General features: G+C 58.6%; 28 protein-coding genes. 11 read left to right on the top strand and 17 right to left on the bottom strand.

The window, feature by feature from the left end:
- Positions 1–2 precede the first annotated feature (2 nt).
- Positions 3–650, top strand: coding sequence for a hypothetical protein (locus tag H0484_RS07355; RefSeq protein WP_226953899.1), 648 nt, complete (start codon positions 3–5; stop codon positions 648–650).
- 77 nt (positions 651–727) lie between these two features.
- Here H0484_RS07355 and mutY read toward each other — a convergent pair whose 3' ends face one another.
- The 3 genes from mutY to H0484_RS07340 are packed head-to-tail and all read right to left on the bottom strand — an operon-like array spanning position 728 to position 3,392.
- Positions 728–1,816 (bottom strand): A/G-specific adenine glycosylase, encoded by a 1,089-nt coding sequence (mutY, locus tag H0484_RS07350; protein ID WP_226953898.1) that lies wholly within the window; start codon positions 1,814–1,816, stop codon positions 728–730.
- Positions 1,816–2,724, bottom strand: a complete 909-nt coding sequence (locus H0484_RS07345; RefSeq protein ID WP_226953897.1) for a cell division protein FtsX — start codon at positions 2,722–2,724, stop codon at positions 1,816–1,818. The genes mutY and H0484_RS07345 overlap by 1 nt, the downstream gene beginning before the upstream one ends.
- Positions 2,721–3,392: a cell division ATP-binding protein FtsE gene (locus H0484_RS07340; protein ID WP_226953896.1), complete on the bottom strand. Its 672-nt coding sequence runs from the start codon at positions 3,390–3,392 to the stop codon at positions 2,721–2,723. The genes H0484_RS07345 and H0484_RS07340 overlap by 4 nt, the downstream gene beginning before the upstream one ends.
- A gap of 114 nt (positions 3,393–3,506) precedes the next feature.
- Here H0484_RS07340 and H0484_RS07335 point away from each other — a divergent pair, with 114 nt between their 5' ends.
- From H0484_RS07335 to H0484_RS07325, 3 genes are all read left to right on the top strand, one after another.
- Complete coding sequence (locus tag H0484_RS07335; protein ID WP_226953895.1) at positions 3,507–4,547, top strand: amino acid ABC transporter permease; 1,041 nt, start codon at positions 3,507–3,509, stop codon at positions 4,545–4,547.
- The gene (locus H0484_RS07330; RefSeq protein ID WP_226953894.1) at positions 4,540–5,556 is read left to right on the top strand and encodes an amino acid ABC transporter permease; all 1,017 of its coding nucleotides are present in this window, start codon (positions 4,540–4,542) and stop codon (positions 5,554–5,556) included. Before H0484_RS07335 ends, H0484_RS07330 begins: the two co-directional genes overlap by 8 nt.
- 98 nt (positions 5,557–5,654) lie before the next feature.
- Positions 5,655–6,329 (top strand): OmpA family protein, encoded by a 675-nt coding sequence (locus tag H0484_RS07325; RefSeq protein WP_390624822.1) that lies wholly within the window; start codon positions 5,655–5,657, stop codon positions 6,327–6,329.
- Positions 6,330–6,483: 154 nt separating this feature from the next.
- Here the strand turns inward: H0484_RS07325 and H0484_RS07320 are convergent, their stop codons facing one another.
- A complete protein-coding gene (locus tag H0484_RS07320) occupies positions 6,484–6,813 on the bottom strand; it encodes a helix-turn-helix domain-containing protein (RefSeq protein WP_255644622.1) in 330 nt (109 codons plus the stop codon).
- Here H0484_RS07320 and H0484_RS07315 point away from each other — a divergent pair.
- On the top strand, positions 6,805–7,479 hold the full coding sequence (locus H0484_RS07315) for a helix-turn-helix domain-containing protein (RefSeq protein ID WP_226953892.1): 675 nt from the start codon (positions 6,805–6,807) through the stop codon (positions 7,477–7,479). The genes H0484_RS07320 and H0484_RS07315 overlap by 9 nt on opposite strands.
- Here H0484_RS07315 and proB read toward each other — a convergent pair.
- The 9 genes from proB to phoB all read right to left on the bottom strand — a co-directional run bounded on the left by proB (position 7,457) and on the right by phoB (position 16,423).
- Entirely contained in the window at positions 7,457–8,602 is a 1,146-nt protein-coding gene (gene proB, locus H0484_RS07310; protein WP_226954122.1) for a glutamate 5-kinase, read from the bottom strand. The genes H0484_RS07315 and proB overlap by 23 nt on opposite strands.
- Positions 8,603–8,743: 141 nt before the next feature.
- Positions 8,744–9,835: a GTPase ObgE gene (gene obgE / locus H0484_RS07305; protein ID WP_226953891.1), complete on the bottom strand. Its 1,092-nt coding sequence runs from the start codon at positions 9,833–9,835 to the stop codon at positions 8,744–8,746.
- Positions 9,836–9,927: 92 nt separating this feature from the next.
- Positions 9,928–10,188, bottom strand: a complete 261-nt coding sequence (gene rpmA / locus H0484_RS07300; protein ID WP_226953890.1) for a 50S ribosomal protein L27 — start codon at positions 10,186–10,188, stop codon at positions 9,928–9,930.
- Positions 10,189–10,241: 53 nt separating this feature from the next.
- Positions 10,242–10,553 (bottom strand): 50S ribosomal protein L21, encoded by a 312-nt coding sequence (rplU, locus tag H0484_RS07295; protein ID WP_226953889.1) that lies wholly within the window; start codon positions 10,551–10,553, stop codon positions 10,242–10,244.
- Positions 10,554–10,730: 177 nt separating this feature from the next.
- The gene (locus tag H0484_RS07290; RefSeq protein ID WP_226953888.1) at positions 10,731–11,078 is read right to left on the bottom strand and encodes a DUF202 domain-containing protein; all 348 of its coding nucleotides are present in this window, start codon (positions 11,076–11,078) and stop codon (positions 10,731–10,733) included.
- The gene (locus H0484_RS07285) at positions 11,075–11,440 is read right to left on the bottom strand and encodes a YidH family protein (RefSeq protein ID WP_226953887.1); all 366 of its coding nucleotides are present in this window, start codon (positions 11,438–11,440) and stop codon (positions 11,075–11,077) included. The genes H0484_RS07290 and H0484_RS07285 overlap by 4 nt, the downstream gene beginning before the upstream one ends.
- Positions 11,441–11,445: 5 nt before the next feature.
- The gene (ppc, locus tag H0484_RS07280; protein ID WP_226953886.1) at positions 11,446–14,250 is read right to left on the bottom strand and encodes a phosphoenolpyruvate carboxylase; all 2,805 of its coding nucleotides are present in this window, start codon (positions 14,248–14,250) and stop codon (positions 11,446–11,448) included.
- A gap of 109 nt (positions 14,251–14,359) precedes the next feature.
- Positions 14,360–15,658, bottom strand: a complete 1,299-nt coding sequence (phoR, locus tag H0484_RS07275; RefSeq protein WP_226953885.1) for a phosphate regulon sensor histidine kinase PhoR — start codon at positions 15,656–15,658, stop codon at positions 14,360–14,362.
- Between the two features lie 63 nt (positions 15,659–15,721).
- A complete protein-coding gene (gene phoB / locus H0484_RS07270) occupies positions 15,722–16,423 on the bottom strand; it encodes a phosphate regulon transcriptional regulator PhoB (protein ID WP_226953884.1) in 702 nt (233 codons plus the stop codon).
- Between the two features lie 173 nt (positions 16,424–16,596).
- Here phoB and ubiE point away from each other — a divergent pair, with 173 nt between their 5' ends.
- Positions 16,597–17,361, top strand: a complete 765-nt coding sequence (gene ubiE, locus H0484_RS07265) for a bifunctional demethylmenaquinone methyltransferase/2-methoxy-6-polyprenyl-1,4-benzoquinol methylase UbiE (RefSeq protein WP_390624821.1) — start codon at positions 16,597–16,599, stop codon at positions 17,359–17,361.
- 69 nt (positions 17,362–17,430) lie between these two features.
- Here the strand turns inward: ubiE and H0484_RS07260 are convergent, their stop codons facing one another.
- From H0484_RS07260 to mobA, 3 genes are all read right to left on the bottom strand, one after another.
- Entirely contained in the window at positions 17,431–18,360 is a 930-nt protein-coding gene (locus H0484_RS07260; protein WP_315859937.1) for a cytochrome-c peroxidase, read from the bottom strand.
- Positions 18,361–18,586: 226 nt separating this feature from the next.
- The gene (gene mobB, locus H0484_RS07255) at positions 18,587–19,105 is read right to left on the bottom strand and encodes a molybdopterin-guanine dinucleotide biosynthesis protein B (protein ID WP_226953882.1); all 519 of its coding nucleotides are present in this window, start codon (positions 19,103–19,105) and stop codon (positions 18,587–18,589) included.
- 10 nt (positions 19,106–19,115) lie between these two features.
- Positions 19,116–19,805 (bottom strand): molybdenum cofactor guanylyltransferase MobA, encoded by a 690-nt coding sequence (gene mobA, locus H0484_RS07250; protein ID WP_226953881.1) that lies wholly within the window; start codon positions 19,803–19,805, stop codon positions 19,116–19,118.
- Between the two features lie 245 nt (positions 19,806–20,050).
- Here mobA and H0484_RS07245 point away from each other — a divergent pair, with 245 nt between their 5' ends.
- From H0484_RS07245 to rfaE2, 5 genes are all read left to right on the top strand, one after another.
- Positions 20,051–20,995, top strand: coding sequence for a Tim44 domain-containing protein (locus H0484_RS07245; protein ID WP_226953880.1), 945 nt, complete (start codon positions 20,051–20,053; stop codon positions 20,993–20,995).
- Positions 20,996–21,242: 247 nt separating this feature from the next.
- Positions 21,243–21,863, top strand: coding sequence for a ubiquinone biosynthesis accessory factor UbiJ (locus H0484_RS07240; protein ID WP_226953879.1), 621 nt, complete (start codon positions 21,243–21,245; stop codon positions 21,861–21,863).
- Positions 21,860–23,437, top strand: coding sequence for a ubiquinone biosynthesis regulatory protein kinase UbiB (gene ubiB / locus H0484_RS07235; protein ID WP_226953878.1), 1,578 nt, complete (start codon positions 21,860–21,862; stop codon positions 23,435–23,437). The genes H0484_RS07240 and ubiB overlap by 4 nt, the downstream gene beginning before the upstream one ends.
- 163 nt (positions 23,438–23,600) lie before the next feature.
- Positions 23,601–24,455 (top strand): ferritin-like domain-containing protein, encoded by an 855-nt coding sequence (locus tag H0484_RS07230; RefSeq protein WP_226953877.1) that lies wholly within the window; start codon positions 23,601–23,603, stop codon positions 24,453–24,455.
- Positions 24,456–24,460: 5 nt separating this feature from the next.
- Positions 24,461–24,961, top strand: coding sequence for a D-glycero-beta-D-manno-heptose 1-phosphate adenylyltransferase (rfaE2, locus tag H0484_RS07225; RefSeq protein ID WP_226953876.1), 501 nt, complete (start codon positions 24,461–24,463; stop codon positions 24,959–24,961).
- A 10-nt stretch (positions 24,962–24,971) separates the two neighbouring features.
- Here the strand turns inward: rfaE2 and H0484_RS07220 are convergent, their stop codons facing one another.
- Positions 24,972–26,333 carry a TolC family outer membrane protein gene (locus tag H0484_RS07220; protein WP_226953875.1) on the bottom strand — a complete coding sequence of 454 codons (1,362 nt, stop codon included), beginning with the start codon at positions 26,331–26,333 and terminating at the stop codon, positions 24,972–24,974.

Below are 26,333 nucleotides of genomic sequence, written 5' to 3'. Positions count from 1 at the left end.
GCATGGCTCGACTTTCCCGGTATTTTGGATATGCATCCAAAATAGGCGGAAGGTCGAGCGCGCCCCCTGCGGTTGCCGGGGGCAGTGTGCTTGGCCTCGTCGCTTTTTCTGTGCTTATGCTTGTTGCGCCGGCTAAGGCCGACGACGCCAACCCTGCGCAGCAAGTCCACATTCGGAAGGCGCATGAGCATGCTCACACACATGGCGAGGATGATCATGCCCATGGGCATCACCACGAAGCCACGCCTCTCAGTGCCGACGCCTACAAAGATGCCCCCAGCGATGTCGTGCTTTGGGGAGAGTTGGCCAGGGCGATGGTGGTACGCAAGGGCAGCCAGTCCCAGGCGACCTTCTTGCCCTCGGTATTGGAGTTGGATGGCAAGACCTTGTCTATCGTTGGGTTTGTGACTCCGACAGCGGAAGCCGGCAAACCCAGCAAGCAGTTTTTGCTGAGCGATCACGCCTTTATATGTGCCGAGTGCGAACCGCCCACCCCTACTGGGCTTGTCGAGGTCAACACCAAAGACTTTGTTCTGGCTCAGGGCGGAACGGCGACAGTCAGGGGGCAGTTCCAACTGGTTAAAAACGACCCGCAAGGCTTGATTTATAGGCTTAACAATGCGGTGGTTTTAAAGCAGAGTGAGGAGTAGGTTCTGTTAGGCAAGAGGCTTAGACCGGCTTGCCTAACAGGCTTAACGAACCGCAAAACCATTTACGCCCATAGTGCTTACAGCAGCTGAGTGCCATGAGTAGGGTAAAGGCCTTCCAGCAGTTTTTTGATGGGGGCGGGCAGCGCCACACTCGGTAAGCGGGAAAGCGCGGCCCATTGCTGGTCTGCTGCCGGCTCTGTTACTACTGAGGCATTGGTTAAATGCCAGGGGGTGATGGTCAATTTGAAATGAGTAAACACATGGACCATGCTGGCCATACGGCGGTCTTTGGCGCATGCCAAGCCGTAGTGCCTACAGGCTTGCTGTAACTCGGCTTCGGTGTCGAATTGCGGTAGGGTCCAGAGCCCGCCCCAGATGCCGCTGGAAGGACGGCGTTGAAGCAGTACGGCTTGTGCGTTCTCAAGAATCAAGACATGGCATTCGCGTTCGGGTATGGCCTTACGGGGCTTAGGGGCGGGTATCAGATGCTGGGTGCCGTCTGCGCGCGCCTGGCATCCCTGCGCTAGCGGACAGGCATCGCATTGCGGCTTGCCCCGAGAGCACAGGCTGGCGCCCAGATCCATCATGCCTTGGGTGTAGGCAACCATGTCCAAGTCGGCGGGCCCTTGAGCCACGATGTCTTCGGCCAAGGCCCACATGCGTTGTTCCACCAGGCGCAGCCCAGGGTGTTCGCGAAAGCTAAAGTAGCGGGCGAATACGCGTTTGACGTTGCCATCCAGAATGGGCGTGCGCATGCCGGTCGAAAAAGCAGCGATGGCTGCAGCGGTAGAGCGCCCAATGCCCGGCAGTTGTTGAAGGTCTTCGGGGTTGGTAGGAAAGCGCCCTTGCCATTGCTCGCAGACTATTTGCGCGCAGCGATGCAGGTTGCGAGCGCGGGCGTAATAACCCAAGCCGGCCCAGTAAGGCATGACTTCGTCTTGGGTGGCGGCAGCCAAGGCCTGAACATCGGGGAAACGTTCGAGAAAGCGCGTGTAGTAAGCGATAACCGTGGCGACCTGGGTCTGTTGCAGCATGATTTCAGACAGCCAGATGCGATAAGGGTCACGCGTGCCTTGCCAAGGTAGGTCGTGCCGCCCGTACACACGCTGCCAGGCTACGACGGTTTGCGCAAACCCCGCCGTCGATGCAAGAGAGAGAGCAGGCATCAGAACCGGGTGTTGCGGTTGACCGACCACAGCGCGGAAATAGCCCCCAATATGACTACAGCCAGGGTGGCCAGGGCCAGGCTGGCGCCGTTGGGTAATTGCAAAGCCAGTTGGGAACCGTAGCTTCGAGCCAGTTGTGCCAGTGCCGCATTAAGTGGCGATAGTGCCAGCGCGCTTAAGCCTATGGCGACCAGGCTGGCCAATAGCCCTATGAGCGCCCCTAAATACAGAAAAGGGCGTCGCACAAAGGATTCGGTGGCCCCCACCAGGCGGGCGACGGCGATTTCTTCGCGTTGCGCCAGGGCCTGCATGCGCACGGTATTGAACACGGTTGCCAGCACGACCAAGGCGACCCCCAATGCCAGCAGCCCCAGCCCTATGCGTACAAATCGCAAAAGGGCCTCTAGCCTTTGTACCCAGGCGCTGTCGTGCTGGACCAGGTCGACGCTGGACCACTCGCGCCAGGTCTTGACCAAGGTGTCGGCTCGGCTGGCCAGATTGGCGCTTTCGGCCAGCGTAACGACGATGGAGTCAGGCAGGGGGTTCTCGGGCAGCACCGAAAGCGCATCAGCCCAGTTGGGGTTGCGCTGCAGAGTTTTATAAGCTTGCTGGCGCGTCACGATACGAGTGTCGACGACGTCGTCTGAAAACTCGTTGCGCAACTTGCTATTGATGTCGTTGACGGCATCGGTAGGGGCGTCACGCTTCATGAATAGGGTGATCTCGGGCGAAACCGATACCTCGCGTGCCACGGGTTGGGCCGCCAGCAGGATGGCCGTACCCACGATGGGCACTGACAATGCCAGGGCGATAGCCAGCAGATTGGATAGCGAGGAAAAAGGTTGGGCCAGTAGGCGGCGCACGGCAATGGCGAGCGCGTACCGATGTTGTCGCAGCCAGCGCTTCATGGCGTGACTCCCGACGAATCCGAGAATCGTCCTGCATCGATATGCAAGGTGCGGTTGGCGTAGCGGGCCATGAGGGGGCGGTCGTGTGAGGCGATCAGTGTGGTGACCCCCACCTGATTGAAGTCGCGAAAGACATCCATAATGCGACGCGCGCTTTCTTGATCAAGGTTGGCGGTGGGCTCGTCTGCAATCAAAATGGTGGGGCGGTTGACGATGGCGCGTGCAATCGCCAGCCGTTGTTGCTCGCCTCCCGACATTTCCACAGGGTTCAGATCTTCTTTGCCGGCCAGGCCGACTTTGTCTAGTGCCGCCCGCGCTCGGGCGGCGGCGGCGCGAGTATCCAGACCCATGATGGCCAGGGGCAACATGACGTTTTGCGTGGCGTTGCGATCGAACAGCAGATGGGTGTCTTGCAAAATGATGCCTACGGCACGGCGCAGATAAGGGCGCTCTCGGGCCGGCAGTTTATCGACGCGTTGGCGATTGACGAAGACGGCGCCGCGGCTGGGTGGTTCGAGGCCGCCAATCAGTTTAAGCAGCGTTGACTTGCCGGCGCCTGACGGCCCCGAAATGAAGACGAACTCACCCGGGTCGACATTGAAATTGATGTCTGCCAGGATGTTCTTGCTGCGGCCATAGGCTTTGAAGACGTGTTGGAACTCGATCATGGGTATTGGAGCGCTGCGTTGCAAGGCCCTTCAGGCGTAGACGGCGTACGTCCGTAGGGGCATGGATATGATATCGTGCCCGAGGATTTCTTGTTGTTTCTCCTTTGCCTTTTCATGTCTACGCCTAGCGATTCTCGTTCGCAGCGCCGCCCGCCCCGCCGTTCGGATACGAATGCGCGCGCGGTAGTCTGGCAAGTGTTATTGCTGCTCACCGTCGTTGGTGTGGCGGCATTTTTGGTTTCTACGCTGTTCGACAATCTGGCGGCACGGCGTGTGGCAACAGGTTTTGGTTTTCTGGAAGAAGAAGCCGGCTTTGCCATAGGCGAGTCTTTGATTCCCTACTCCCCCACCGATACGTACTTGCGCGCCATCAGCGTGGGCTTGGTCAACACCTTGTTTGTCTCAGCCTTGGGGGCCGTGCTGGCAACCTTGCTGGGCGTTGCCATCGGTTTGGCCAGGCTGGCGCGCAACAGCCTGCTGACGGGCGTAGCGGGGGCCTATATAGAGCTCATACGCAATATCCCCCTGCTGTTGCAGCTGTTCTTCTGGTATGCCCTTTTTACCGAAACTTTGCCGCGCCCCCGTCACGCCTGGGAACCCCTTGCCGGCGTGTTTCTTTCCAACCGCGGCATGCATTTGCCCTGGCCCGTGCACGAGGGCGGCCAAGCGTGGTGGGCAGGGTGGTCGTGGCAGACTCCCGTGCTGGAAGGCTTCAACTTTGTGGGTGGCCTGACGATCAGCCCAGAATTGGCTGCCTTGCTGATGGGGCTGGTGCTGTACACCGCGGCCTTCATGGCTGAAATCGTACGGGCGGGGGTGCAGGCTGTGGGCAGGGGGCAGTGGCAAGCCGGCGTGGCTTTGGGTCTTACGCAGCACCAGGTACTGCGCACCATTGTTTTACCTCAAGCCTTGCGCATCATCGTGCCACCCATGACCAGCCAGTACCTTAACCTCACCAAGAACAGCTCACTGGCGGTGGCTATCGGCTATCCCGATTTGGTGTCGGTGGTTAACACGGGCATTCTCCAAACGGGGCAAGCGGTTGAAGGGGTATTGATCATCATGGCGGCCTATCTGACCGTCAGCTTGACGATCTCGGCGTTGATGAATCTTTATAACCATCGCTTGACGCGGAGGGGCATGCGTAATGGCTAAGCCTGCCATCCGTTCTCGCGTCAGTCGCTGGGCTTGGCTCAGGCAATGGTTTGCCACGCCTTTTTCGGCTTTGATGTCGGTCTTGGTGTTAGGCGGCTTGCTGGTCGTGGTGCCGCCGGTACTCGAATGGTTGTTGTTCGGTGCGCGTTGGGAGTTCATCGCCGACAAGTATCGGCTGATTTTGTTTGGTTTATACCCTTATGACCAGCAATGGCGGCCTCTGATCGCTTGCGTGCTCTTGATAGGAGTGGTGCTGTTATCGGCGGCCCGAAGGTTTTGGAAACCCTGGTTGCTATGGGTGTGGGTGCTCGTGCTGGCAGCCGTCGCTTTGTTGATGTGGGGCGGCGTACTGGGCATGCCTTTTATAGAGAACCGCTTATGGGGCGGCTTGCCCCTGACCTTGATTCTCGCCACCTTTGGTATAGCGTTGGCGTTTCCGCTTGGCGTGGTGCTGGCGCTAGGGCGCCGCTCGCAAATGCCTGTAGTAAAGGCCTTGTGTGTGATCTACATAGAGTTGATACGAGGCGTGCCTCTGATCAGCCTGTTGTTCATGGCGTCTGTCATGTTCCCCTTGTTTTTGCCTGCTGGTTGGGAGGTCGATAAGCTGCTGCGCGCGCAATTGGCCATTGTGATGTTTGTGGCGGCCTATATTGCCGAGACTGTGCGTGGCGGTTTGCAGGGTGTGCCTAAAGGGCAATATGCCAGTGCCTCGGCACTGGGGCTGGGGTATTGGCAGCAGATGCGGTTTGTCGTGTTGCCTCAGGCTTTAAGCGCGGTCATCGGACCTCTGACGGGCATCTTCATCTCATTGTTCAAAGACACCTCTCTGGTTGTCGTCATCGGCTTATTCGACCTGACTCAAGCGGCTAAGGCTGCGGTGGCTGATGCCCAGTGGCAAAGCTATAGCCTGGAAGCTTATGTGTTCATTGCGGCCATTTACTTCATCTTTTGCTTTGGGATGTCGCGCTACAGTCGCAGGCTGGAAGGACGGCTGAGTTATGCACATTAGTGCTGCCAAGAAATAATAAGTAACAATAGTGGGCGCCGCCTCTTGCTAGCATGTTCCCTGTCCGACGCAAGCTTAGCGCCGTCTAATGAGGAGTAAACATGAAACCGTCTTTGCATGTGAGTAAGTTGGCAGCCGGCCTGTGCGCAGTCGCATTGTTCGCAGGCTGCGCAAGCGTAAACGAAACCATGGGGAATATGGGCACAGGCGGGCGTACCGCCACCGGGGCCGGTGCGGGCGCCGCAGTGGGGGCAGGCCTTGGGGCCATCATAGGCGACAGCAGCAAAGCAGCCTTGATAGGGGCCGGCATAGGGGCGGTAGCGGGCGGTATCGTCGGCTACAACTGGCAAGGCATCAAAAAAGACGTTCAGCAGTCGGGTGCGTCCAGCTTGGGCATAGACGTCATCGAAATGCCAGACGGCACGCTCAAGGTCAACATACCTAGCAATGTCTCGTTTGACACTGGTAAATCCGCCTTGAAGCCCGAGCTTCTCCCCGTGCTGGACAGCGTATCCAAGGCACTGGTGCAGCATCCCGAGTTGCGTGCCAAGGCGATTGGCCATACTGACAGCACCGGTACGGCCCAGGTGAATCAACGCCTGTCCGAGCAGCGTGCATTAGCGGTCACCCACTATCTGGAAAGCCGTGGCGTCAACTCGGGTCGCATGATGATAGAAGGGCGCGGCCCCAACACGCCGGTGGGAGACAACAATACCGCCGAAGGCCGAGCCATGAACCGGCGCGTAGAGCTTTTCCTGTACGCCGTTCAGCCATAAAAAGCAGTACATGCCAGGTCTTTCGCCCGTGCGGAAGGCTTGAGCGCTTCTTGGTGCAGCAAGCCCAGAGCCCTCATATTTTGGGGGCTTCCGTTTTTCAAGCTAATCAACAACAAGCATCAAGAGGCCCAGCAAAAATAAGCGCGGCGTGAGCTTACTTTTGTAATGACGTGATCAAGCTGCCTACGGTGTTCTCGATCAGCAAGCGTGCGTTGCTGTCCAGTGACCAATAGGTATCGGGAGATATCTTGGGAAAAGGCCAAGGGGCCAGTATAGGCAGCGGTTCGGAGAGGGTGTGGGCGGGATGCGGGGGTTGCTTGGCTGAGCCAGCCGGGTGCGGCGCATTGTAGGGTGGGGCTTCCATGCCGCCTTTGCCTTCGGCAAGCCACTGGGCTTGCACTTGCAAGGCGTCGGCCAGGGCGAAGATGCTTTTAGGTGAACGCCGACTGCCGTTTTCGTAGTTGGCAATAGCGCTTTGCGACATGCCGCAGGCGCGAGCCAGTTCCGCCTGAGTCAGGCGCCGCATGATCTGCGTGAAACACTAGGGGTGCTGCAAGCAGCAGGCGAAAGCACCAGCATTTTGATCTTGCTGGATGGCGATTTGCTCACCAACTGCGCAGGGGCTCAACTGATCATCACTCTTTATGCAGAGTGCGGCGTGGTCAGTTTGCTTGATGACTTAAGCGAAGTCAATGTCATTACCGCCTTGCAAAGTGGTGCCGACATTTGCTGCGAGCGCAACGCTTCGCCTGCCCTGCTAAGTAGCGTGTTTTATAGCTTGTTGCGCCGCCTGCCGGGTGCTCGGCGCATGGTGCCCGCCCCAAGGCCCGCTGTTGTCGACAAAACCTGGCACTTAGCGCAACAGGCCTGGGTTCTGGAAAGCCTGGAAGGTAGCGCAATTGCCTTGACCACTGCCGAACGTGCTTTTTTGCAGTGCCTGACCGCTCAAGCTGAGATGCGTGCCACACACGAGGAATTGATCCGGGCGATAGAACCCGGAGAAGTGCTCCCCACTCGTATGGCGCAGGGCAGGCTGGGCGTACTGGTTAGCCGTCTACGCCGCAAGCTGGATCAGCAGTACGGGCTGGAACTGCCGGTTAAGTCTTTGCACAAATGGGGGTATATGTTTACTGGAGAGCTACGGTCGTAAACATCATATTGTCTCGGTGCATCAATTCGGCGTCCGACATGGAGCCCAGGATCTCGGCAATTTTATGGCTGGGCTGTCGCATGATGCGCCTTGTATCCGAAGCGGAATAATTGATCAGGCCCCGAGCGACTTCATACCCTTCGGGGTTGACGCAAGCAACCACGTCGCCACGCTCGAAGTCGCCTTGTACGGCGGTAATGCCAATGGCCAGCAAGCTTTTGTGGCCTTCCAGCAGAGCCCGTACCGCCCCTTCATCAAGCACCACTTTGCCGCGTAAACGCAAGTGGTTGGCCAGCCAGCGCTGGCGCGCCGAGCGCACGGGTAGTTCTGCGCGCAGTTCCGTACCTATGTATTCACCCCGAGCCAGGCGTAGCAGCACTTCGGGTTCGCGGCCTGAGGCGATGACTGTATGGCCACCGCTGTGCGCGGCTCGCCGCGCGGCCAATACCTTGGTCAGCATGCCGCCCGTACCTATGCCAGAGCCCGCGCCGCCGGCCATTTCTTCCAGCGCAGGGTCGCCTGCCCGGGCGGTGGCGATCAGTTTTGCTTGCGGGTTCTTGCGTGGGTCGCTGTCAAACAGACCGGCTTGGTCTGTCAGAATCACCAGGGTTTCGGCTTCTATCAGATTGGTGACGAGGGCGCCCAGGGTGTCGTTATCCCCGAGTTTGATTTCGTCCGTGACCACAGTGTCGTTCTCGTTGACGATGGGCACAACACCCAAGGACAAGAGTGTATACAGGGTTGTGCGGGCGTTAAGGTAGCGCCTGCGATCGGCCATGTCTTCGTGCGTGAGCAGTATCTGGGCAGTGCGTAAACCGTGGCGGGCAAAGGCCACTTCGTAGGCTTGGATCAAGCCCATCTGGCCAACGGCCGCTGCGGCTTGCAGCTCGTGCATGGTATGAGGGCGCCGCGCCCAACCCAATCTGGCCATGCCTTCGGCCACGGCCCCGCTGGACACCAGCACCACCTGTTTACCCAGTTCGTGCAAGGCGGCAACCTGGGTGGCCCATTGTTCGACAGCCTGAAGATCCAGGCCCCGCCCTTCGTTGGTGACGAGAGAGGAACCTACTTTGATAACGATGCGTTCAGAGGTCGAGACGGCAGAGACGGAATTGGCGGACATGGGGCCCACGGAGGGAAGAAGGAACAAAGGCGCAGCTATTTTACCGCTGCGCTGATTCATGGCAAAAACATAAGGCCGTCAATGCAAAGCCGGCTGCACATGAGTGTGCTTGCGGGAAGTTGACGGCTTAGTCTGGAATGCTTAAGGCGTGTCGTCTTGAGGTGCGCGGTCGAATCGCGGATCGGGTTTGGGATTGATGGCCTCTTCTTCGAGTCGACGCTGCTCGTCCAGCCAATCTTGCAGTTTCCAGACCAGATCTTGTGTGCCGGCACCAGTAAGCGCGGAAATGGTGAAGACGGGGCCGTCCCAGTTCATGGCTTGGCAAAAACGAGCTTGAGCATCGGCGGGGTCGCCCAGCATATCCAGTTTGTTCAACACCAGCCAGCGCGGCTTGTTGTAAAGCTCGGTGTCGTAGCGGCGTAGTTCTTCAAGAATGCTGTGAGCGTCTTGCACCGCCTGCTCGACTGGGTCGGCATCTGGATCTAGGCTGGAAACGTCGACCAGATGCAGCAAGATGCGGGTGCGCGCCAAATGACGCAGGAACAGATGGCCCAGGCCGGCGCCTTCAGAGGCGCCTTCGATAAGGCCGGGGATATCAGCCACGACAAAGCTGTGGGAGGGCGAGGTGCGCACCACACCCAGGTTGGGATGCAGCGTGGTGAAAGGGTAGTCGGCAATCTTGGGCTTGGCATTGGAAATCTTGCTGATCAGCGTGGATTTTCCTGCGTTGGGCATGCCCAGCAAGCCCACGTCAGCCAACACCTTGAGCTCTAGACGCAGCTTGCGCTGTTCGCCTTCTTGCCCCATGGTGAATTGCCTGGGCGCGCGATTGGTGCTGGACTTGAAATGAAGATTGCCCATACCGCCCTGGCCGCCCTGCGCCAGCGTAACCTTTTGGCCGTCTTGGTTCAGGTCGAACAGCTGTTCGCCGGTTTCGTAATCGTAGACGATGGTGCCAACCGGGACACGCAAGGTGATGTCGGCAGCGGCAGCACCGTACTGATCGGAGCCGCGACCGTTTTCGCCGTTTTTGGCGCGGTGCAGGCGAGCATAGCGAAAGTCGATCAGGGTATTGATGTTGCGATCGGCAACTGCATGAATGCTGCCCCCGCGCCCGCCGTCGCCGCCATCGGGCCCGCCGAAGGGGATAAACTTCTCGCGGCGGAAGCTGGCGACGCCGTTTCCGCCTTTGCCAGCGACAACCTCGATGGTGGTTTCGTCTACGAATTTCATAAATGGATTCTAGCGTGTAAACTCAATGCAAAAAGCAAAATGGCCCTGCCATAAGGCAGGGCCATCACACCTTAGGCAAAAAAGCCTAGGGTTTATTCGGCAGCAACAACCGAAACGATGCGGTTGTTTTGCGCACCGCCCACGCTGAAGCTGACTTTACCGTCAACCAGCGAGAACAGGGTGTGATCCTTGCCGATGCCGACGTTGCGGCCGGGGTGGAACTGGGTGCCGCGCTGGCGCACGATGATGGAACCAGCGTTGATGGCTTGGCCGCCGTATACCTTGACGCCCAGGCGCTTGGCCTGTGAGTCGCGACCGTTACGCGTAGAGCCGCCGCCTTTTTTCTGTGCCATGAGATGAATCTCCTGCTAAAACAATACCGAATGCGGGTGGGTTGCGAGGCGGATTAAGCCGAGATCGCGTCGATGCGCAGTTCGGTGTAGTTCTGGCGATGGCCTTGGCGCTTTTGATAATGCTTGCGACGGCGCATCTTGAAAATATGAACTTTGTCGTGCCGGCCTTGTGCAAGTACCGTAGCTGTGACTGTGGCCCCGTCGACCAAAGGCGTGCCGATTTTCAGCGTTTCGCCTTCGCCAACAGAAAGAACCTGGTCCAGCGTGATGGCTTGCCCAATGTCTGCAGATATCTGTTCTACCTTGATCTTTTGGCCTGCGGCAATGCGATACTGCTTGCCACCGGTTTTTATCACCGCGTACATGGGGGGTTTCCTTCCGGATTGAAATAAAAGAACTGCCTTGGGCAACCGCGTAAGCCATTAAAGGTAAATACGCTTTGCGCCAAGCAAAACATAATAGCGTATTTCGCTGCCAGGGTCAATGTGCTGTTGTCGAGTGCCTTCAAGCGTAGGCAGGGCTTGGTTTGCAAACCAAGAGCGCTACTGCGGGGGTGAATGCAGCACAGCCAGCACGCCCACAAATGAAGCGGCCAAAGCCAGACCAGTAAGCAGCGCTACGGCTTGCGGCACTGCGCTAGGCGGCTGTGGGTCGCGTATCATGACGTATTCGCGCCGCCTGCTGTACAGGAATACAGTCAGTGTGCCAAATAAAAGTATAAAGCTCAGGGCGGCCAGCATGATAGAGCTGGAAAGGTAGGCCGAGCGTGCCAGAACCAGCGTGTTGAGCAACAGTGCCAATGCGGTGCGGCGCCAGGCAAGGCTGGTGCGCTCGGCTTGCAGCCCCACGTCGCGGGGGTGGGCTCTGTGTGGGGCAGCCGGTTTGCTCATCCGCCCAGTGCGTAACGCAGCAACAACACAGTTAGCACCGCGCCCACCGCCACCGTACCCAGTGTCAGTAGCACATGTAAAACAGAAACCGGTAAGGGGCGATTCAGGCGCATGGCCAGCTCTATATTGCGCCAACGTAGGTAGGCCAGTACGCACAAGGCGCACGACAAGCTGCACAGGCCTATGGCCAGCGCTGTAATCACAAGCTGCGGCGTGAGCTTGGTAGAAAACTGGTGCAACAGCACGCCCAGCGCCAAGATGGCCAAGGTGGTGCGTATCCACGCCAGAAACGTGCGCTCATTGGCCAGTGTGAAGCGGTAGTCGGGTTCTTGGCCTTGTTCAGACCAGTGGGGTTTGCTCATAGGGTTTAGCCCGTGTTGCGCAGCGCAGCCGCAATACCATTGATAGTAATGTGGATGGCTGTCTGGATGCGCTCGTCGGCCTCGCCGTCACGCCACCGGCGCAGCAGTTCTACTTGTACGTGATGCAGCGGGTCTATGTAGGGGAAGCGATGGCGTATGGACCGCGCCAAGCTGGGATTGCCGGCCAGACGCTGCTGGCTATCGGTAATCTGGTTTAGGGCATCGACGGTAAGCTGCCATTCTTGACGTAAGGCGGCAAATACTGTGTGCCGCAGTGTCGGGTCGGAAACCAAGGTGCTATAGCGCTGAGCCAAGTCAAGGTCGCTTTTAGCCAGCACCATGTCCATATTGGAAAGCAAGGTGCGAAAGAAGGGCCATTCTTGCGCCATGGCTTGCAACTGTGCCAACCGGGTCTGATGCTCGTTGGGGGGATTGTGCAGAAAGTCATGCACGGCGCTGCCGAAACCATACCAACCGGGCAAGGTTAGGCGGCTTTGGCCCCAGCCGAAGCTCCAGGGTATGGCGCGCAAGTCTTCCAGACGTTGCCCGGGTTTGCGCGAGGCCGGGCGTGAGCCTATGTTCAGTTCGGCAATCTCGCGCACCGGTGTGGCGTCAAAAAAGTAGGAAGCAAAGCCGGGCGTCTCGTAAACCAGGCGGCGATAAGCGGCCCTGCTGGTGTCGGACAAGCGTTGTGCCGTGTGCAGAAAGGTGTCGGGCACTTGCCCTTGTTGGGGCAGCAGTGTGGCCTCTAGCGTGGCAGCTACCAATGTTTCCAGGTTGCGTCGACCGATTTCGGGGTTGGCATACTTTGATGCAATCACCTCGCCTTGTTCGGTAAGACGGATCTGGCCTTTCACTGTGCCGGGAGGTTGAGCCAGTATGGCTTCGTAGCTGGGCCCACCCCCTCGTCCTACGGCGCCGCCTCGACCGTGGAACATGCGCAGGCGGATCTCTTGACCTTGTTGCTGGGCCAAGTCCGCGAAGCAGCGGGCCAAGGCCGTCTCGGCGACGTAGAGCTCCCAGTTGCTGGTGAAAATGCCACCGTCTTTATTGCTGTCGGAATAGCCCAGCATGATGTCTTGCTCAGCCCCCGATTGCAGCATCATGCGTGCCACGCCTGGCACCGCGTAATAGCGCCGCATGATGTCGGGCGCCTGGCGCAGGTCTTCTATGGTTTCGAACAAGGGGACAACGATAATCGGCGTGCTGGCTTCTTCATGAAGCAGGCCTTGTAGCAAGCCGGCCTCTTTCAGCAGCAGGAGCGCTTCGAGCAGATCGCTGACGCTTTCGGTATGGCTGATGATGTAATGACGGATGGCTTGCGGGCCATAGGTGGCGACAGCCACCCCGGCGGCGTCAAAAACTGCAAGCTCGCCGACGGTGGGTTCGGAATACCGATGACCGCGCACGCGCAAAGGCCGGGCGTCATTCAGCAGTCTTTGCAACAGCTCGCATCGCTCGTCTTCGCTCAGGCCGGCATAGTCGGGTTCAAGGCGTGCAACTTTCAGCAGCTCTGCCAGAACGGCTTCGTGCTTATCCGAGCTTTGGCGCATATCCAGCGTGGTCAGATGGAAACCAAACACTTGAACTTTACGAATAAGCGGCTGCAACCGTGCGGGCAACAGTGCGGCACCACGATGTTCTTGCAGCGACTGCGCGATGATGTGCAGGTCGGCAAGAAACGCTTGGGCGTCGGGGTAGGCTTGGCCGCTTATCGGCGAGGTATGCGGGGCCATGCTGCCGGGTGCCAGGTGCAGCATCGTCGCGCAAAGACGCGCATAAATGCCGGTGAGTGCTCGCCGATAGGGTTCATCTTGACGGTGTGGGCTGGGGTCGCCCGAGGCTTGCGCCAGATGGTTCAGGGCTGTACTGGTTTGTACGCGTCGCTGCGACATGGAAAGCTCGGCGCCCAGGGCGTGAACCTCGTGTAGATAGTGGCGTAGCGCCACGCCCGCTTGTCGCTGCAAAGCGTAGCGCAGTGTCTCGGCGGTAACGTTGGGGTTGCCGTCGCGATCACCCCCTATCCACTGGCCCATGCGCAAAAAGCTGTGCAGCGGCGTGGCGGCGCCAAGTTGCTTCTCTAGGCGAGCGTACAACTGGGGAATCTCGTGCAGGAAGGTCGAGTCGTAATAGCTCAGGGCATTATCGATTTCGTCCTGCACGCTTAGGCGCGTATAGCGTAAAAGCTGGGTTTGCCACAACTGAATGATGCGCATGCGCAAGGCGGCCTCGTTGTCGGCCAGCAGTTCCGGCAAGCGCGCGTCGGGCTCGGGAAGCCCGGACTGCTGCAGCCATTGATTGCGCTGGGCCAGCAAGCCGGCAATCGCCCGCTCAGTGTCAAGGATGCTCTTGCGTTGTACTTCGGTGGGGTGTGCTGTCAGAACGGGAGACACATATGCGTGTTCCAACATGTGCGCAATGGCGTTGTTGTCTATGCCGGCTGCGCGCAAGGTGTTCAATGCGTTCGCTACGCTGCCCCTGGAGTGTTCGCCTCGGCGCTCGTGCACGTCACGTCGACGTAGAAAATGCTGATCTTCGGCCAGATTGGCGAGATGGCTGAAATAGGTAAAGGCACGCACGACAGTCAGGGTTTGATGACTGCTCAAGCCTTGCAGCAAAGCTTGCAAGGCATCGTCGCTACCTTGATCTGCGCGCCTGTCGGCGATGGCCAACTGGCGAATATGCTCGATCAGCTCGTAGGCGGATTCACCTTCTTGTTCGCGTATGGTTTCGCCCAGCAGCCGCCCCAAGAGGCGGATGTCTTCGAGTAAAGGGAGTTCTTTGTCCAGCTCGTACGGATGGGGGGTCATGGCACTCCGGGGCCGGTGCGGCCCACTGTAGGCAAAGCATGCAAACCCTTAATCCTACAGTAAGCGCGTTGATGCAGCGTACTGAATTGAAAGCTGGGGAAAACCAAGCTTAAGCGTGACGGGCAATGACGCGGGAAGGCGGAAAGTCGAGCGAGAACGTGCTTCCGGCACCCACGCGGCTACGTATATTCAGTTCGGCGCCGTGGCGCATGGCGACATGTTTGGTAATGGCCAGGCCCAGGCCTGTTCCCCCAGTGGCGCGTGAACGCCCACGGTCTACCCGGTAAAAGCGCTCGGTCAGGCGGGGGATGTCTTGCGACGCAATGCCTATGCCGGTGTCCTGTACCGAGTAACAGGCTTGGCCTGACTCGGTTTTATACCAGCTAACGGTGATGGTGCCGTCTTTTGGCGTGTAGCGGACGGCATTGGTGAGCAAATTGCCGACCGCCGACCCCAGTTCGGCCTCTATGCCGTTGATTTGCAGTTCAGGGTCGATATTGGCCACGAAAACATGCTGATCCTTGGACAGAATCTTGGCCTGGCGCAGGGCGTGATCAATAATGGGGGCGAGCCTTACCGGTGTTCCGGCGGTGGAAGGCGACGACTCCAGTGTGGACAAAGTCAGTAAGTCGTCGACCAGCGCCTGCATGCGACCGGCCTGCTCCATCATAAGGTGGTAATAATGTTCGCGCTGCTCGTCGCTTAGCGACTCGGGCGGCAGGTCGTGCACGGTTTCCAGAAAACCCGCCAGTACCGTCAATGGGGTGCGCAGTTCGTGCGAAACGTTGGCGACGAAATCCTTGCGGGTGGTCTCCAGCTTCTCCATTTGGGTGACGTCGCGGCCAACGATCAGAAACTGCCGATCGCCGTAGCGCGTTAGCTGCACCAGCAAGCTGCGCTCGGTGTCGCCGTGACTCAGGTGCAGCAGCAGGGGCTCGGGCCATTCGCTTTGGCGTGCGTAAGCGGCAAACTCCGGGGCACGCACGATGTTGAAAATACTAAAGCCTTTGTCTTTGGCAAGGTCCAGGCCGGTATGCTCGCTGGCGACGCTATTGCACCAGGTCACCTGCATCTCTTCATTCAAGGTGATGGCGCCGTCGGGTAAGGCTTCCGCAGCCAGCATGATGCCGTCCATGTGGCGATTCAGGTCGCTCAGTTCTTGTTGGTTACGACGCAGCCTGCGGTAAACCACGGCCAGAATATCGTCCCATGGGCCGACTGAGGGCGGGGGCGGGTCATCCACATTACGCGTCCAACGCGTGATCTGCGAGAGCTGTCGTGCGCTGACCAGAATCATGCATACCAAGCCCGCCACCAGCAGCGCCCAGCCGGCAGTTTCGCCTGCCCAAGTGCTTATCAGCCAGGCGGCGGCTGCCCACATACCTAGGGTGATCAAAGTTTTGGTCATGATGGCAGGCCGGCGTTTCGATGGCTGGGAATGGCGTCAGTGTAAAGGCTGTGGGCGTTTGCGTCAGGGGGTGGGAGCGACCTGCATAGCGAAGCGGTAGCCGGCGCCGCGCACCGTTTCGATGTGCTGTTCGTGGCCGCTGGGCTCAAGCGCTTTGCGCAGGCGACGGATATGAACGTCTACCGTGCGCTCTTCTACGAACACGTGATCGCCCCAAACCTGGTCCAGCAACTGCGCCCGCGAAAACACGCGCTCGGTGTGGGTCATGAAAAAGTGCAGCAGCCGGAACTCGGTGGGGCCCACCGAGAGTGCGGTGTCACCACCATGTACGCGGTGGGTGGCCGGGTCCAGCGTAAGGGTGCCTATCTTGATGACGTCGTCGGTAAGCTGAGGGGCGCGGCGGCGTAGCACGGCTTTGATGCGCGCCATCAGCTCTTTGGGCGAAAACGGTTTGGTGATGTAGTCGTCAGCCCCGGCTTCCAGGCCTTCTACCTTGTCTTGCTCGGCGCCCTTGGCGGTAAGCATAATGACAGGCACTTGACGGGTGCGTTCTTCGCTGCGCAGTTTCTTGGCCAGCGTAATTCCCGATGCACCCGGAAGCATCCAGTCCAGCAAGATAAGATCGGGCAGTTCGGCGCGGATCAAGGTCTGGGCTTGCTCGGCGTCGAAAGCGCGCAGCACTTTATGACCGGCGAAGCTGAGGTTGACGGAGATCAGTTCTTGGATGGCGGGTTCGTCTTCGATGACGAGAATGGTCGTGCTCATGGCGTAGATAGGCTGGACGCAAAATTGAGTGATCAAGCCAACACTATATGGATGCATTATTACAGGTTTGTGAACATTCCATGTCTTTTGGATAACTGATGTCGGGTGGCGGCGGCTTAGTGCAGTCGGCTTCGGGCTAAAATGATCAGTCATACATGCAGGATCCGGCGCTCATGCAAGACAAAGATCATTCCGACACCCAACAGGGCCAAACACACTTTGGTTACCAAACGGTAGCCGAGGCCGAGAAAGCTGCCAAAGTGGCTCAGGTATTTCACTCTGTCGCTAATCGCTACGACGTCATGAACGATCTGATGTCGGGGGGGCTGCATCGCGCCTGGAAGGTCTTTACCATAGGGCGCGCCAATGTGCGTCCCGGTATGAAAGTGCTCGATATTGCCGGCGGCACGGGCGATTTGGCCAAAGCGTTTGCAAAGCGTGCGGGGCCGACGGGCGAGGTCTGGCTGACCGACATCAATGACTCCATGTTGCGGGTAGGGCGTGACCGCCTTATCGATGCCGGGGTGTTGGTGCCCACGGCGGTGTGCGATGCCGAAAAACTGCCGTTTCCAGATGCTTATTTCGATAGGGTGAGCGTGGCTTTTGGCTTGCGCAACATGACGCATAAAGATCAAGCTCTGGCCGAAATGCGGCGTGTGCTTAAACCGGGCGGCAAGCTGCTGGTATTGGAATTCTCACGCGTGGCCAAGCCGTTGGCGCCTGCTTACGACTGGTATTCCTTCAATGTGCTGCCTTGGCTGGGAAAAAAGGTGGCGGGCGACGAAGACAGTTATCGTTATCTGGCAGAATCCATACGCATGCACCCCGACCAAGAGACCCTGGCCGGCATGTTGCGCGACGCGGGCTTGTCGCAGGTCAAGTATTTCAACCTGACTGCAGGTTTGGTGGCCTTGCACGAGGGCGTCAACCTGGGCTAGTGGGTAGGCCAAACAAAAAATTGGCGTTTGGGCATCAGCCCGCCAGCAGGTTGATGCCCAATGGATGCCTTACTGCTGCGGCTTGGGCGTGTCGATGCTGCTGCGCGGCAAGGTCGGATAGACGACCTGCGGCTGTTCGCCCGTCAGTGTGTGCAGGAAGGCGGTGATGGCCTTGACTTCGTCCGCATCTAATTCGTGGCCGAGCTGGCTGGAGCCCATGATGGCGACGGCTTGTTCGAGATCCCAGACCTCCCCGCTGTGAAAGTAGGGGGCGGTCAAGGCGATATTACGCAGCGGGCCGGCGCGGAACACGTATTCGTCGGAAGCGGTATTCGTGACGGTAAAGCGGCCTTTGTCATTAGGCGGCAGAATCTCGGCGCCAGGCTTCTTGATGACGCCGAATGGGAAGTAGCCTTGTCCGCCGACGTTCACCCCTGAGTGGCAGGCAATACAGCCTTTGTTAATGAAGAGATTCAAGCCTTTGAGTTCTTGTTCGTCGAGCGTGGGCTGGCCGGCCAGGAACTGGTCGAAGCGCGCATTAGGCGTTACCAATGTGCTCTCAAAGGCTTCCAGCGCGCGTGCCATATTGTCGAAAGTGACCGGGTCGGACTCGACGCCGAAAGCCTTGCCGAACAGCTCGACGTATTCAGGCATGCTGCGCAGCGTGGTCTCGACAGCATCGGGGGTGTTGTTCATTTCGACGCTGGCCTGCACGGGCCCCTTGGCTTGCTCTTTCAGGTCGGCAGCGCGGCCATCCCAGAACTGTGCCGCGTTGAATACCGCATTGAAGACGGTGGGTGAGTTGCGTGGGCCATGCTGCCAGCCGTGGCCGATAGAGATGGGGATATTGTCCGCACCGCCCGTGCCCACGCTGTGACAGGTATTACAGCTGATAATGTGGCTGCGTGACAGGCGCGGCTCGAAGAACAGCCATTGGCCCAACTGGATCTGTTCAGGCGTATAGCCTTTTTCCTTGATGATTTCCGCAGCGGTCGGCACCGGCGCGAAGATGGTTTTGGCGACGCCGCGCAGCTGGTCGGCGGAAGCGTCCTGTGCAAGGGCGCTGCCGCTCAGGGAGAGCGCTGCCGCTCAGGGAGAGCGCTGCGCACAGGGCGGTGATGAAATGTTTTGGTTTAAGCATGGAATCCCTCCCGCTGAATTTAGGAAAACCTTAATCCCATCATGCGGTAGGGGGTATTGCCTTGATGTGTATCAAGGGATTTCGTTATAGCGCCTCTTGTGTCCAAGGCAGGGCATGGGCCAGCATCAATCCGGCCACGCCCTGCGCATCGTCCAGGTGCGCCCAGGGCAGGGCGCAGCCCTCGGGGGGCGGCACGTCGCTGGCGATGGCGCGCACCAGCGGGTCCTCGGGGTGGATCCAGGGCTTGCCGTTGGCCTGGCGGTGCACTTCTATCTTGGTGTGGCCATGGCGTTTGTAGCCTTCGACGATGATCAGATCCACCGCCCGCATATGGCCCAGCAGTTCGGGCAACTCGGGCTCTTTAGCGTCGGTAAGCTCTTCCATCAGCGCCCAGCGCTTGCCCGAGGCCACCATCACTTGGCTTGCTCCCGCTTGGCGATGGCGATAGGAGTCCTTGCCGGGCTTGTCGATGTCGAAGGCATGATGAGCATGCTTCAAGGTAGATACGCTTAAGCCTTTGGCTACCAGAACCGGAATCACCCGCTCCAGCAGGGTCGTCTTGCCGGCGCCACTCCAGCCGGCCAGCCCGATCAGGTGTTGCATGTAAGCTCCATCAATCTAAAGTCGTGTCTGTGTGGGGGCCATTATGACAAGGCGGGGCGTTGAGCAGACGTAGCGCAAGCGCTTCGAGCTCTTGGGGGGTGTTGGCACCCACAAAATCCTGGTCGTCCTCAAAGGGGACCAAAGCCAAAGCCTGTTGCCGCATCCATTGCCCGACTCCGCGCCCTCCCTTGGCCAGAAACGTTTGTAGCGAACTGCGCAGCGAGTGGTGCAGCAGGCAAAACACGGGCTGCATGGATTGCGCGTTGGCGTGCTTATCAGGTGTACAAACGACAGCGGCTTGGGCTTGGGCTTGCGCCAGACCCTGTGCCAGCCTGAAGACCAGGTCAACCGGAAAGCAAGGCGCATCGCAAGGGACGACGGCCAGATAGGGGGTGTGACAATGCGCTAGCCCCGTAGCGATACCGGCCAGCGGGCCGTCAAAGTCGGGTGTGGTGTCCGGCCATACCGGTATATTCAAACGTTGATAATCCGACAGGTGCCGATTGGCGCTAATGCCTACGTTGGCCACTTGCGGCCGGATGCGCTCTAGTGTCCAGTGCACCAGCGGTCGGCCACTCGCTAACATCAGACCCTTGTCTTGGCCCCCCATTCGACGCCCCTGCCCACCGGCCAGTATCAGGCCGGTGATCTCGTTGCGCTGGGGCGTAGAGATGAGCATGTCGTGGTTGTTGAGAGGCATGAATGAGTTAAACGTAAAAGTACCCGCTCGCAGCTTTTTGGGCGACTGAGGACGGCGCCTATGGTAACGCGGCTGCCGCTATGGCGGCCATGGAATCTAGCGGGGATTAAAAAGGGCGGCATCTTACTTGCGTCAATGTTCAGCTTCCCGTAAGATTTGTCACGTTAATGAATAGAACTCCAGGCATGGTTCGTGCCGGAGTTTTCAAGAGCGCCGTATTTTTGCGGCCCAACAGGAGTAAACGCATGACCCATAAATTTACCCGTTTCCTGGCTGGCGTAATGCTAACGCTGTCGGCTGTGGTCCTGATGGCCACTTCCTTCGACGCCGAAGCACGGCGCATGGGCGGTGGCAAAAGCTTTGGCCGGCAGTCGTCCAACGTCACGCAGCAGCGCCAGGCTGTTCAGCCGCCTGCTGCCGCGACTACGCAGCGCAGTGCGGCAACCGGCGCCGCCGCAGCAAGTGGTGCGGCCAGAACCGGCATGTCCCGCTTCCTGGGCCCTCTGGCCGGTATTGCAGCAGGTCTGGGTATTGCAGCCTTGCTTAGCCATTTGGGTTTGGGCGGCGCCTTGCTCGAATTCCTGTCCAGCGCCATCCTGATTGCCATTGTGGTGTTTGGCGTCATGTTCCTCATTCGTCGTCTGCGTGGGGCGTCTTCGCCCGCTACGCAAGCGGCTGGCGGCATGCAGCGCAACAGTCAGCAGCCTCAGGCTTCGCCGTCGTGGCAAACCTCCATGCCGTCTGCTGCAGCGCCCGCACCGGCTCAGGTGGCCGAACCTCAGCAAGTGCTTGATCCCAGCTGGTTCATTCCTGCCGATTTCGATCTGCCCACCTTCCTGGCCAATGCCAAACAGCAGTTCGCCACCATTCAGGGCATTTGGGATAAAGGCGACGTGGATGCGCTCTCCGAATATCTGACGGATGACCTGATTGCAGAGTTCCGTGGCCAGATCGAGGCACGTCAGGATCAAAACCAAACCACCGAAATTCTGCTGCTTAACGCCGAGCTGCTGGGCATAGAGCAAGTGGCGGGTGGCCACCTGGCCAGCGTGCGCTACTCGGGCATGTTGCGCGAGGCGCCCGGCGCCGAAGGCTTCCACTTTGAAGAAGTCTGGAATCTTTACAAAGCCGAGGGCCAAGGTTGGCTGCTGGCAGGTATCCAGCAAATTTCGGGTCAGTCTACGCATTAAGCCTGTTGCTTCATGCGGGTGCAAAAAGCCGGGTTCGCCCGGTTTTTTGCTTGAATGCGTTTCCATGCCAGGCAACGCATTGATCCACTTGTCCGTAAAGTAGTGCCCCTGTAAAGCAGCGCAAGTTTGATTTGGCGCATATCCATGCGCATTAAGGGCCACGACTGATAAGGGCTCGCAAGGGCAAAACGGTTAAACTTGTAGAAGTCCCCTAATATTGCGAGTCATATTCGCGCTCGGCGTACCGATGTTTCCTTTTCCTGCTTTCCCCGCCCCGGCACTGGGCGCCGGTCTGCTAAACCGCATGCTGCGTCGGCAAGCATGGGCGCAGGTGCATCTACAACCTCATGCCGGCAAAACCTTACGTTTCCAACTAGCAGGAAAAACCCTGGCATTACGTATTCAAAACGACGGCTTGTTACGCGACGTGGCGGCCAATGTACCGGCCGATGCCGTCTTTACGCTTGAAGCCAGCAAAATGGGCGAGGCCATTCGCATCCTGCGAACAAACCAGACGTCGGGGCTGGCACGCGTCATGCATATCGAAGGTGAGGCGGCTTTGGCCCAAGTGGTCATGGATCTCGCCCAAAACCTTAGACCTGACCCGGAAGACGAATTGTCGCGGCTGGTAGGCGATCGTGCTGCGGTGCGGCTCATGGGCCTGGCGCGAGGTCTGACCCAAGGCTTGCGTCACGCTGGCGAGCGCCTGAGCGGTAATGTGGTCGAGTACCTGACAGAAGAAGACCCCGTATTGCTGGCGCGTGCGCCTTTCGAAGACTGGCAGGACGAACTCAGTGCCTTGCAGCAACGCTTGGCACGCCTGGATGCCTCGATGGCAGCCTTAGAGCGTCGTAACGGCGGATTATGAAACTTATGCTGACTTTCTGCCGTCTGCTGCGCATCATCTGCATTTGCCTGCGCTACCGGTTGGACGAGCTCGTCTTGTCCGGCATTCGTCACCCCTGGGCTTACGGTTTGTTGCGCGTGGCGAGGTTGGGCCGTCCACCAAGCCAGCCTCGTGGCGAACGCCTGCGCTTGGCACTAGAGTCGCTGGGGCCCATTTTCGTCAAGTTCGGCCAGGTGATGTCCACCCGACGCGACCTCATCCCAGCCGACGTAGCCCTAGAGCTGGCGCGTCTGCAAGACAAGGTGCCGCCTTTTCCCGCCGAGCTTGCCGTTGCCACCATTCAGGCCGAACTCGGTGCGCCGCCTCAACAGCTGTTCCGGCATTTTGACATGACGCCGGTGGCGTCGGCGTCGATCGCGCAGGTGCACTTTGCAGAATTACACGATGGTAGGCAGGTGGCCGTCAAAGTGCTGCGGCCCGGCATGCTCAAGGCCATCGAGAAAGATCTGGCTTTGATGCGGGTGATGGCTGCCTGGCTTGAGCGTCTTACGGCAGACGGGCGTCGCCTAAGGCCGCGTGACGTCGTAGCCGAGTTCGATAACTATCTGCACGACGAACTGGACTTAATGCGTGAGGCGGCCAATTGCAGCCAGTTGCGGCGCAACTTTGGCCCTGGCTCGGGGCGCGAGGGCATGTTGCTGGTGCCTGAGGTGTTTTGGGACTACACCGCTAATTCGGTGTTCACCATGGAGCGCATGCATGGTATTCAAGTCAGCCAGATCGAGCGCTTGCGAGAGGCCGGCATGGACATCCCGGCTTTGGCGCGACGAGGTGTTGAAATATTCTTCACCCAAGTTTTCACTGATGGCTTCTTCCATGCCGATATGCACCCCGGCAATATCCTGGTGTCTAATGCGCCCGAAACCCTAGGCCAATATATTGCGCTCGACTTTGGCATAGTGGGGTCTTTATCGGAATTCGATAAGAACTATCTGGCACAGAATTTTCTGGCGTTCTTCCAGCGCGATTACCGCCGTGTTGCTCAACTGCATATCGAGTCAGGTTGGGCGCCGCCTGAAACCCGCGAAGAAGAACTCGAGGGTGCTGTTCGAGCCGTGTGCGAACCCTATTTCGACAGGCCCTTGGCCGAAATATCCTTAGGCCAGGTTCTGCTGCGCTTGTTTCAAACCTCGCGACGTTTCAATGTCTCCATTCAGCCACAGTTGGTGTTGTTACAGAAAACTTTATTGAATGTTGAAGGCATGGGCCGCGAGCTGGATCCCAATCTGGATCTATGGAAAACCGCCAAGCCTTACCTAGAGCGCTGGATGCGCGAACGTATAGGTTGGAAGGGCGTACGTCGACGTTTAGAGCAAGAAGTGCCACAATGGGGGCAATTGCTGCCGCAATTGCCACGGTTGGTTCATGCTCAGCTATCGCGCCCAGATTCCTCCGTAGCGCTTCAAATCGAGCTTCAGCGTTTGCGCAAAGCTCAAGAGACAGGTAACCGGCTTACAAGTGGTCTGCTCATCGTGCTGATACTGGCACTGTGCGTTGCACTGTGGGCGCTTACACAAGGCGGTTTTCAACCTTAAAACGTCGCCAGCGGCGCAGCATGCGCAGACAAATCGGACGGACGCCCGTTTTGTCATCGTTATCCAACAAGAGGGCTTTACCATCAAGGTATCCCCTGCGTCCTTTGTTGCTCACTTGGCCCAGTCGGTTCGCGGGGCGATGAACACTCAGAGAGAGAAAACTATGCTTTATCCGGAACTTTTCAAATCGATGGAAGCGGTGCGATGGAATATGGGCACCGATATTCCCTGGGGTGATTACGACGCCAGCAAGCTCTCGGATGAACAGGCATACACCGTCAAGATGAATGCCATCACCGAATGGGCAGCCTTGCCCGCCACCGAGATGTTCTTGCGCGATAATCGCGGCGACAGCGATTTTTCCGCCTTTATGTCCGTCTGGTTCTTCGAAGAGCAAAAGCACTCGTTGGTGCTAATGGAGTATTTGCGCCGTTTCCGCCCAGACCTGGCCCCCACCGAGGAAGAACTGCACAAGGTGCGTTTCGAGTTCGACCCGGCGCCGGCCCTTGAAACCCTGATGTTGCACTTCTGCGGCGAGATCCGCTTGAACCACTGGTATCGTTGCGCGGCAGACTGGCATACCGAGCCTGTCATCCAGGCCATCTATAAAACCATCGCCCACGACGAAGCCCGGCACGCTGGGGCGTATTTGCGTTACATGAAGCGCGCCCTGACCACCCAGGGTATAGAGCTTGCCCAGCAGGCCCGCATGGCCTTTTCTAAAATCGGGGTGTTGATGGCTTCGGCGCATCGCTCGCCTCAGGCTATGCACCCCACCAATCTGCACGTCAACAAAGAGATGTTCCCCAACGACACCATTCAGTCCAAGCTACCATCGCCTGGCTGGCTGGAAAACTGGCTGGATAACCAGATTCGTTTCGACAAAGAATGGGAAGGCAAGGTCAGCTCGCGCATTTTGCACAATCTGTCGCTGCTCATGGAGAACAGTTTCAATACCGTGCAAGACCTTAACCGTTACCGTAAAAGTCTGATGCGCGGCGAAGCCGTCGGGGCTTAGGTCAGATGGCCGAGCTAGCTGTGCCTCGCTTCGAGGCCAAGATTCTGTCACGGCAGGCGTGCGCTCAAGCCGTGCAGGCCGGCCACCTGCCGCGCCCTTTGGTGTTTACCAACGGTGTGTTCGATATCTTGCACAGGGGGCATGTTAGCTACCTGGACGCCGCAGCCCAACTGGGTGCCACCCTTGTGGTGGCCGTCAACACTGACGATTCCGTTAAGCGCTTGGGCAAAGGCGACGACAGGCCTCTTAATACGTGTGAAGACCGCGCTGCTTTGCTGGCTGCTTTGCAATGTGTCGCAGCCGTCACCGCGTTCGAAGAAGACACGCCCGAAGCCTTGATTGCACAGTTGAAACCTGACGTGATTGTTAAGGGGGGCGACTACCACATGCCCGATTTGCCCGAAACGCGTTTGGTGGAAAGCTGGGGCGGTCGCGCCGTGGCTATCCCCTTTGCTTTCCAGCGCTCTACCACTGCCTTGGTCAAGAAGATACGCAAGGCGCCCTAAGCGCCGAGGCCTACGGTAAGGGGCTGCGGGAAGCGTCGTTGCTATTGTGTACCAGCAGTAGCTGGTTCACTTTTTCAATATCAGCAAGCCCCAGGGTGCCGCTGGCGGCCTTTAGTCTTAGGCTGGCCATCAGGGTTTCGTAACGGGCTTGCGATAGCGCTCGGCGGGTTTCATATAGTTGCTGTTGCGCATTGAGCACGTCGATATTGATGCGCACACCAACCTCATAGCCGGTTTGATTAGCCTGCATGGAAGCCAGGCTGGAGCGTTCGGCAGCCTTAAGTGCACTGATCTGTGCCAAACCCGAGGTGACCTGCGAAAAGGCCTGCTGAGTCGACTGTATGGACTGCCGGCGAGCGGCTTCCAGGCGATAGCGCGCGTGTTGCAGACGCGAGGCTTGCTCGCGCACCTGCGAAGAAATGCCGCCACCCGAAAAAATAGGTATGGAAAGCTGCAACCCTACACTGGAATCCAGTGAGCGCGGCCCTTGGTTTTGGCCGGCAGTGCCGCGGTTGCTTGCCGTGCCAGTTTGAGCTTGTAGGCTTAAGGTGGGGTAATGGCCGCTACGGGCGATGTCTAGCTGCTTTTCTACGATCAGTGTATTCAGTTGTGCGCCAGCGACCTCAAGGCTGGCTTGTGCCGCCTGTTGGCTCCATTCGCTTAGGCGACCTGGTTGAGGCGAGGGTAGCTCAAGATCCGTGGCCAGAGGGGCCAAGCGCTCGGGGCGCTCGTTAATGATCTGAGCCAAGCGATCACGGCTGATTTGCAGAACATTGTGGGCTTGAAGTTCGGCCGCCTTGAGCAAGTCCAGTTTGGACTGCGCTTCGTACACGTCTGCAACGGTGGTGCCACCCAGTTCGAAGGTTCTACTTGCTGCGTCGAGTTGCGACTGCGTTGCGCGCATTTGGGCTTCAAGGGTGGTCAGGGTGTCTTGGGCGGTCAGGACGTCGAAGTAGGCTTGGGAAACACGCAAAATCAAATCTTGCCGGGCTTGTTGCAACCCTACGTCGGCCAAGTTGGCTTGAAACTCGGATTGGCGCAGTGTGCCCCATTTCGCCGCATCAAAGATGGGCTGGGACAGAGTAAGGTTCCAGCTGGCCACGCCCCGTGAGCTTGCATTGTGCAGGTGGGCGGCTTCTCGGGTATCGGTGCTTTGCCCTGTGCCGCCTAACGCAATGCTGGGTAGCAGCCCGGCCCGCGCTTGCGGGACTTTTTCCTGCTCGGCGTTACGAGTTGCCTGAGCCGCGGCGTAGTCGGGGTCGCGCTGTTCGGCGGCCTGCCAAGCCTGCAGTAAATCGAAGGAGCCTTGAGATAAGGCCGGCGAGCCCGAGCAGGCGAGCACCAATGAGATAAGCAGGAAGCGGCAGCGCAC

Origin of the sequence: Mesopusillimonas faecipullorum, from assembly GCF_020539505.1 — a bacterium.
Lineage (GTDB): Bacteria > Pseudomonadota > Gammaproteobacteria > Burkholderiales > Burkholderiaceae_B > Mesopusillimonas > Mesopusillimonas faecipullorum.
The sequence above is the reverse complement of the archived record's forward strand: the minus strand, read 5'-3'. Positions and strand labels throughout refer to the sequence as shown.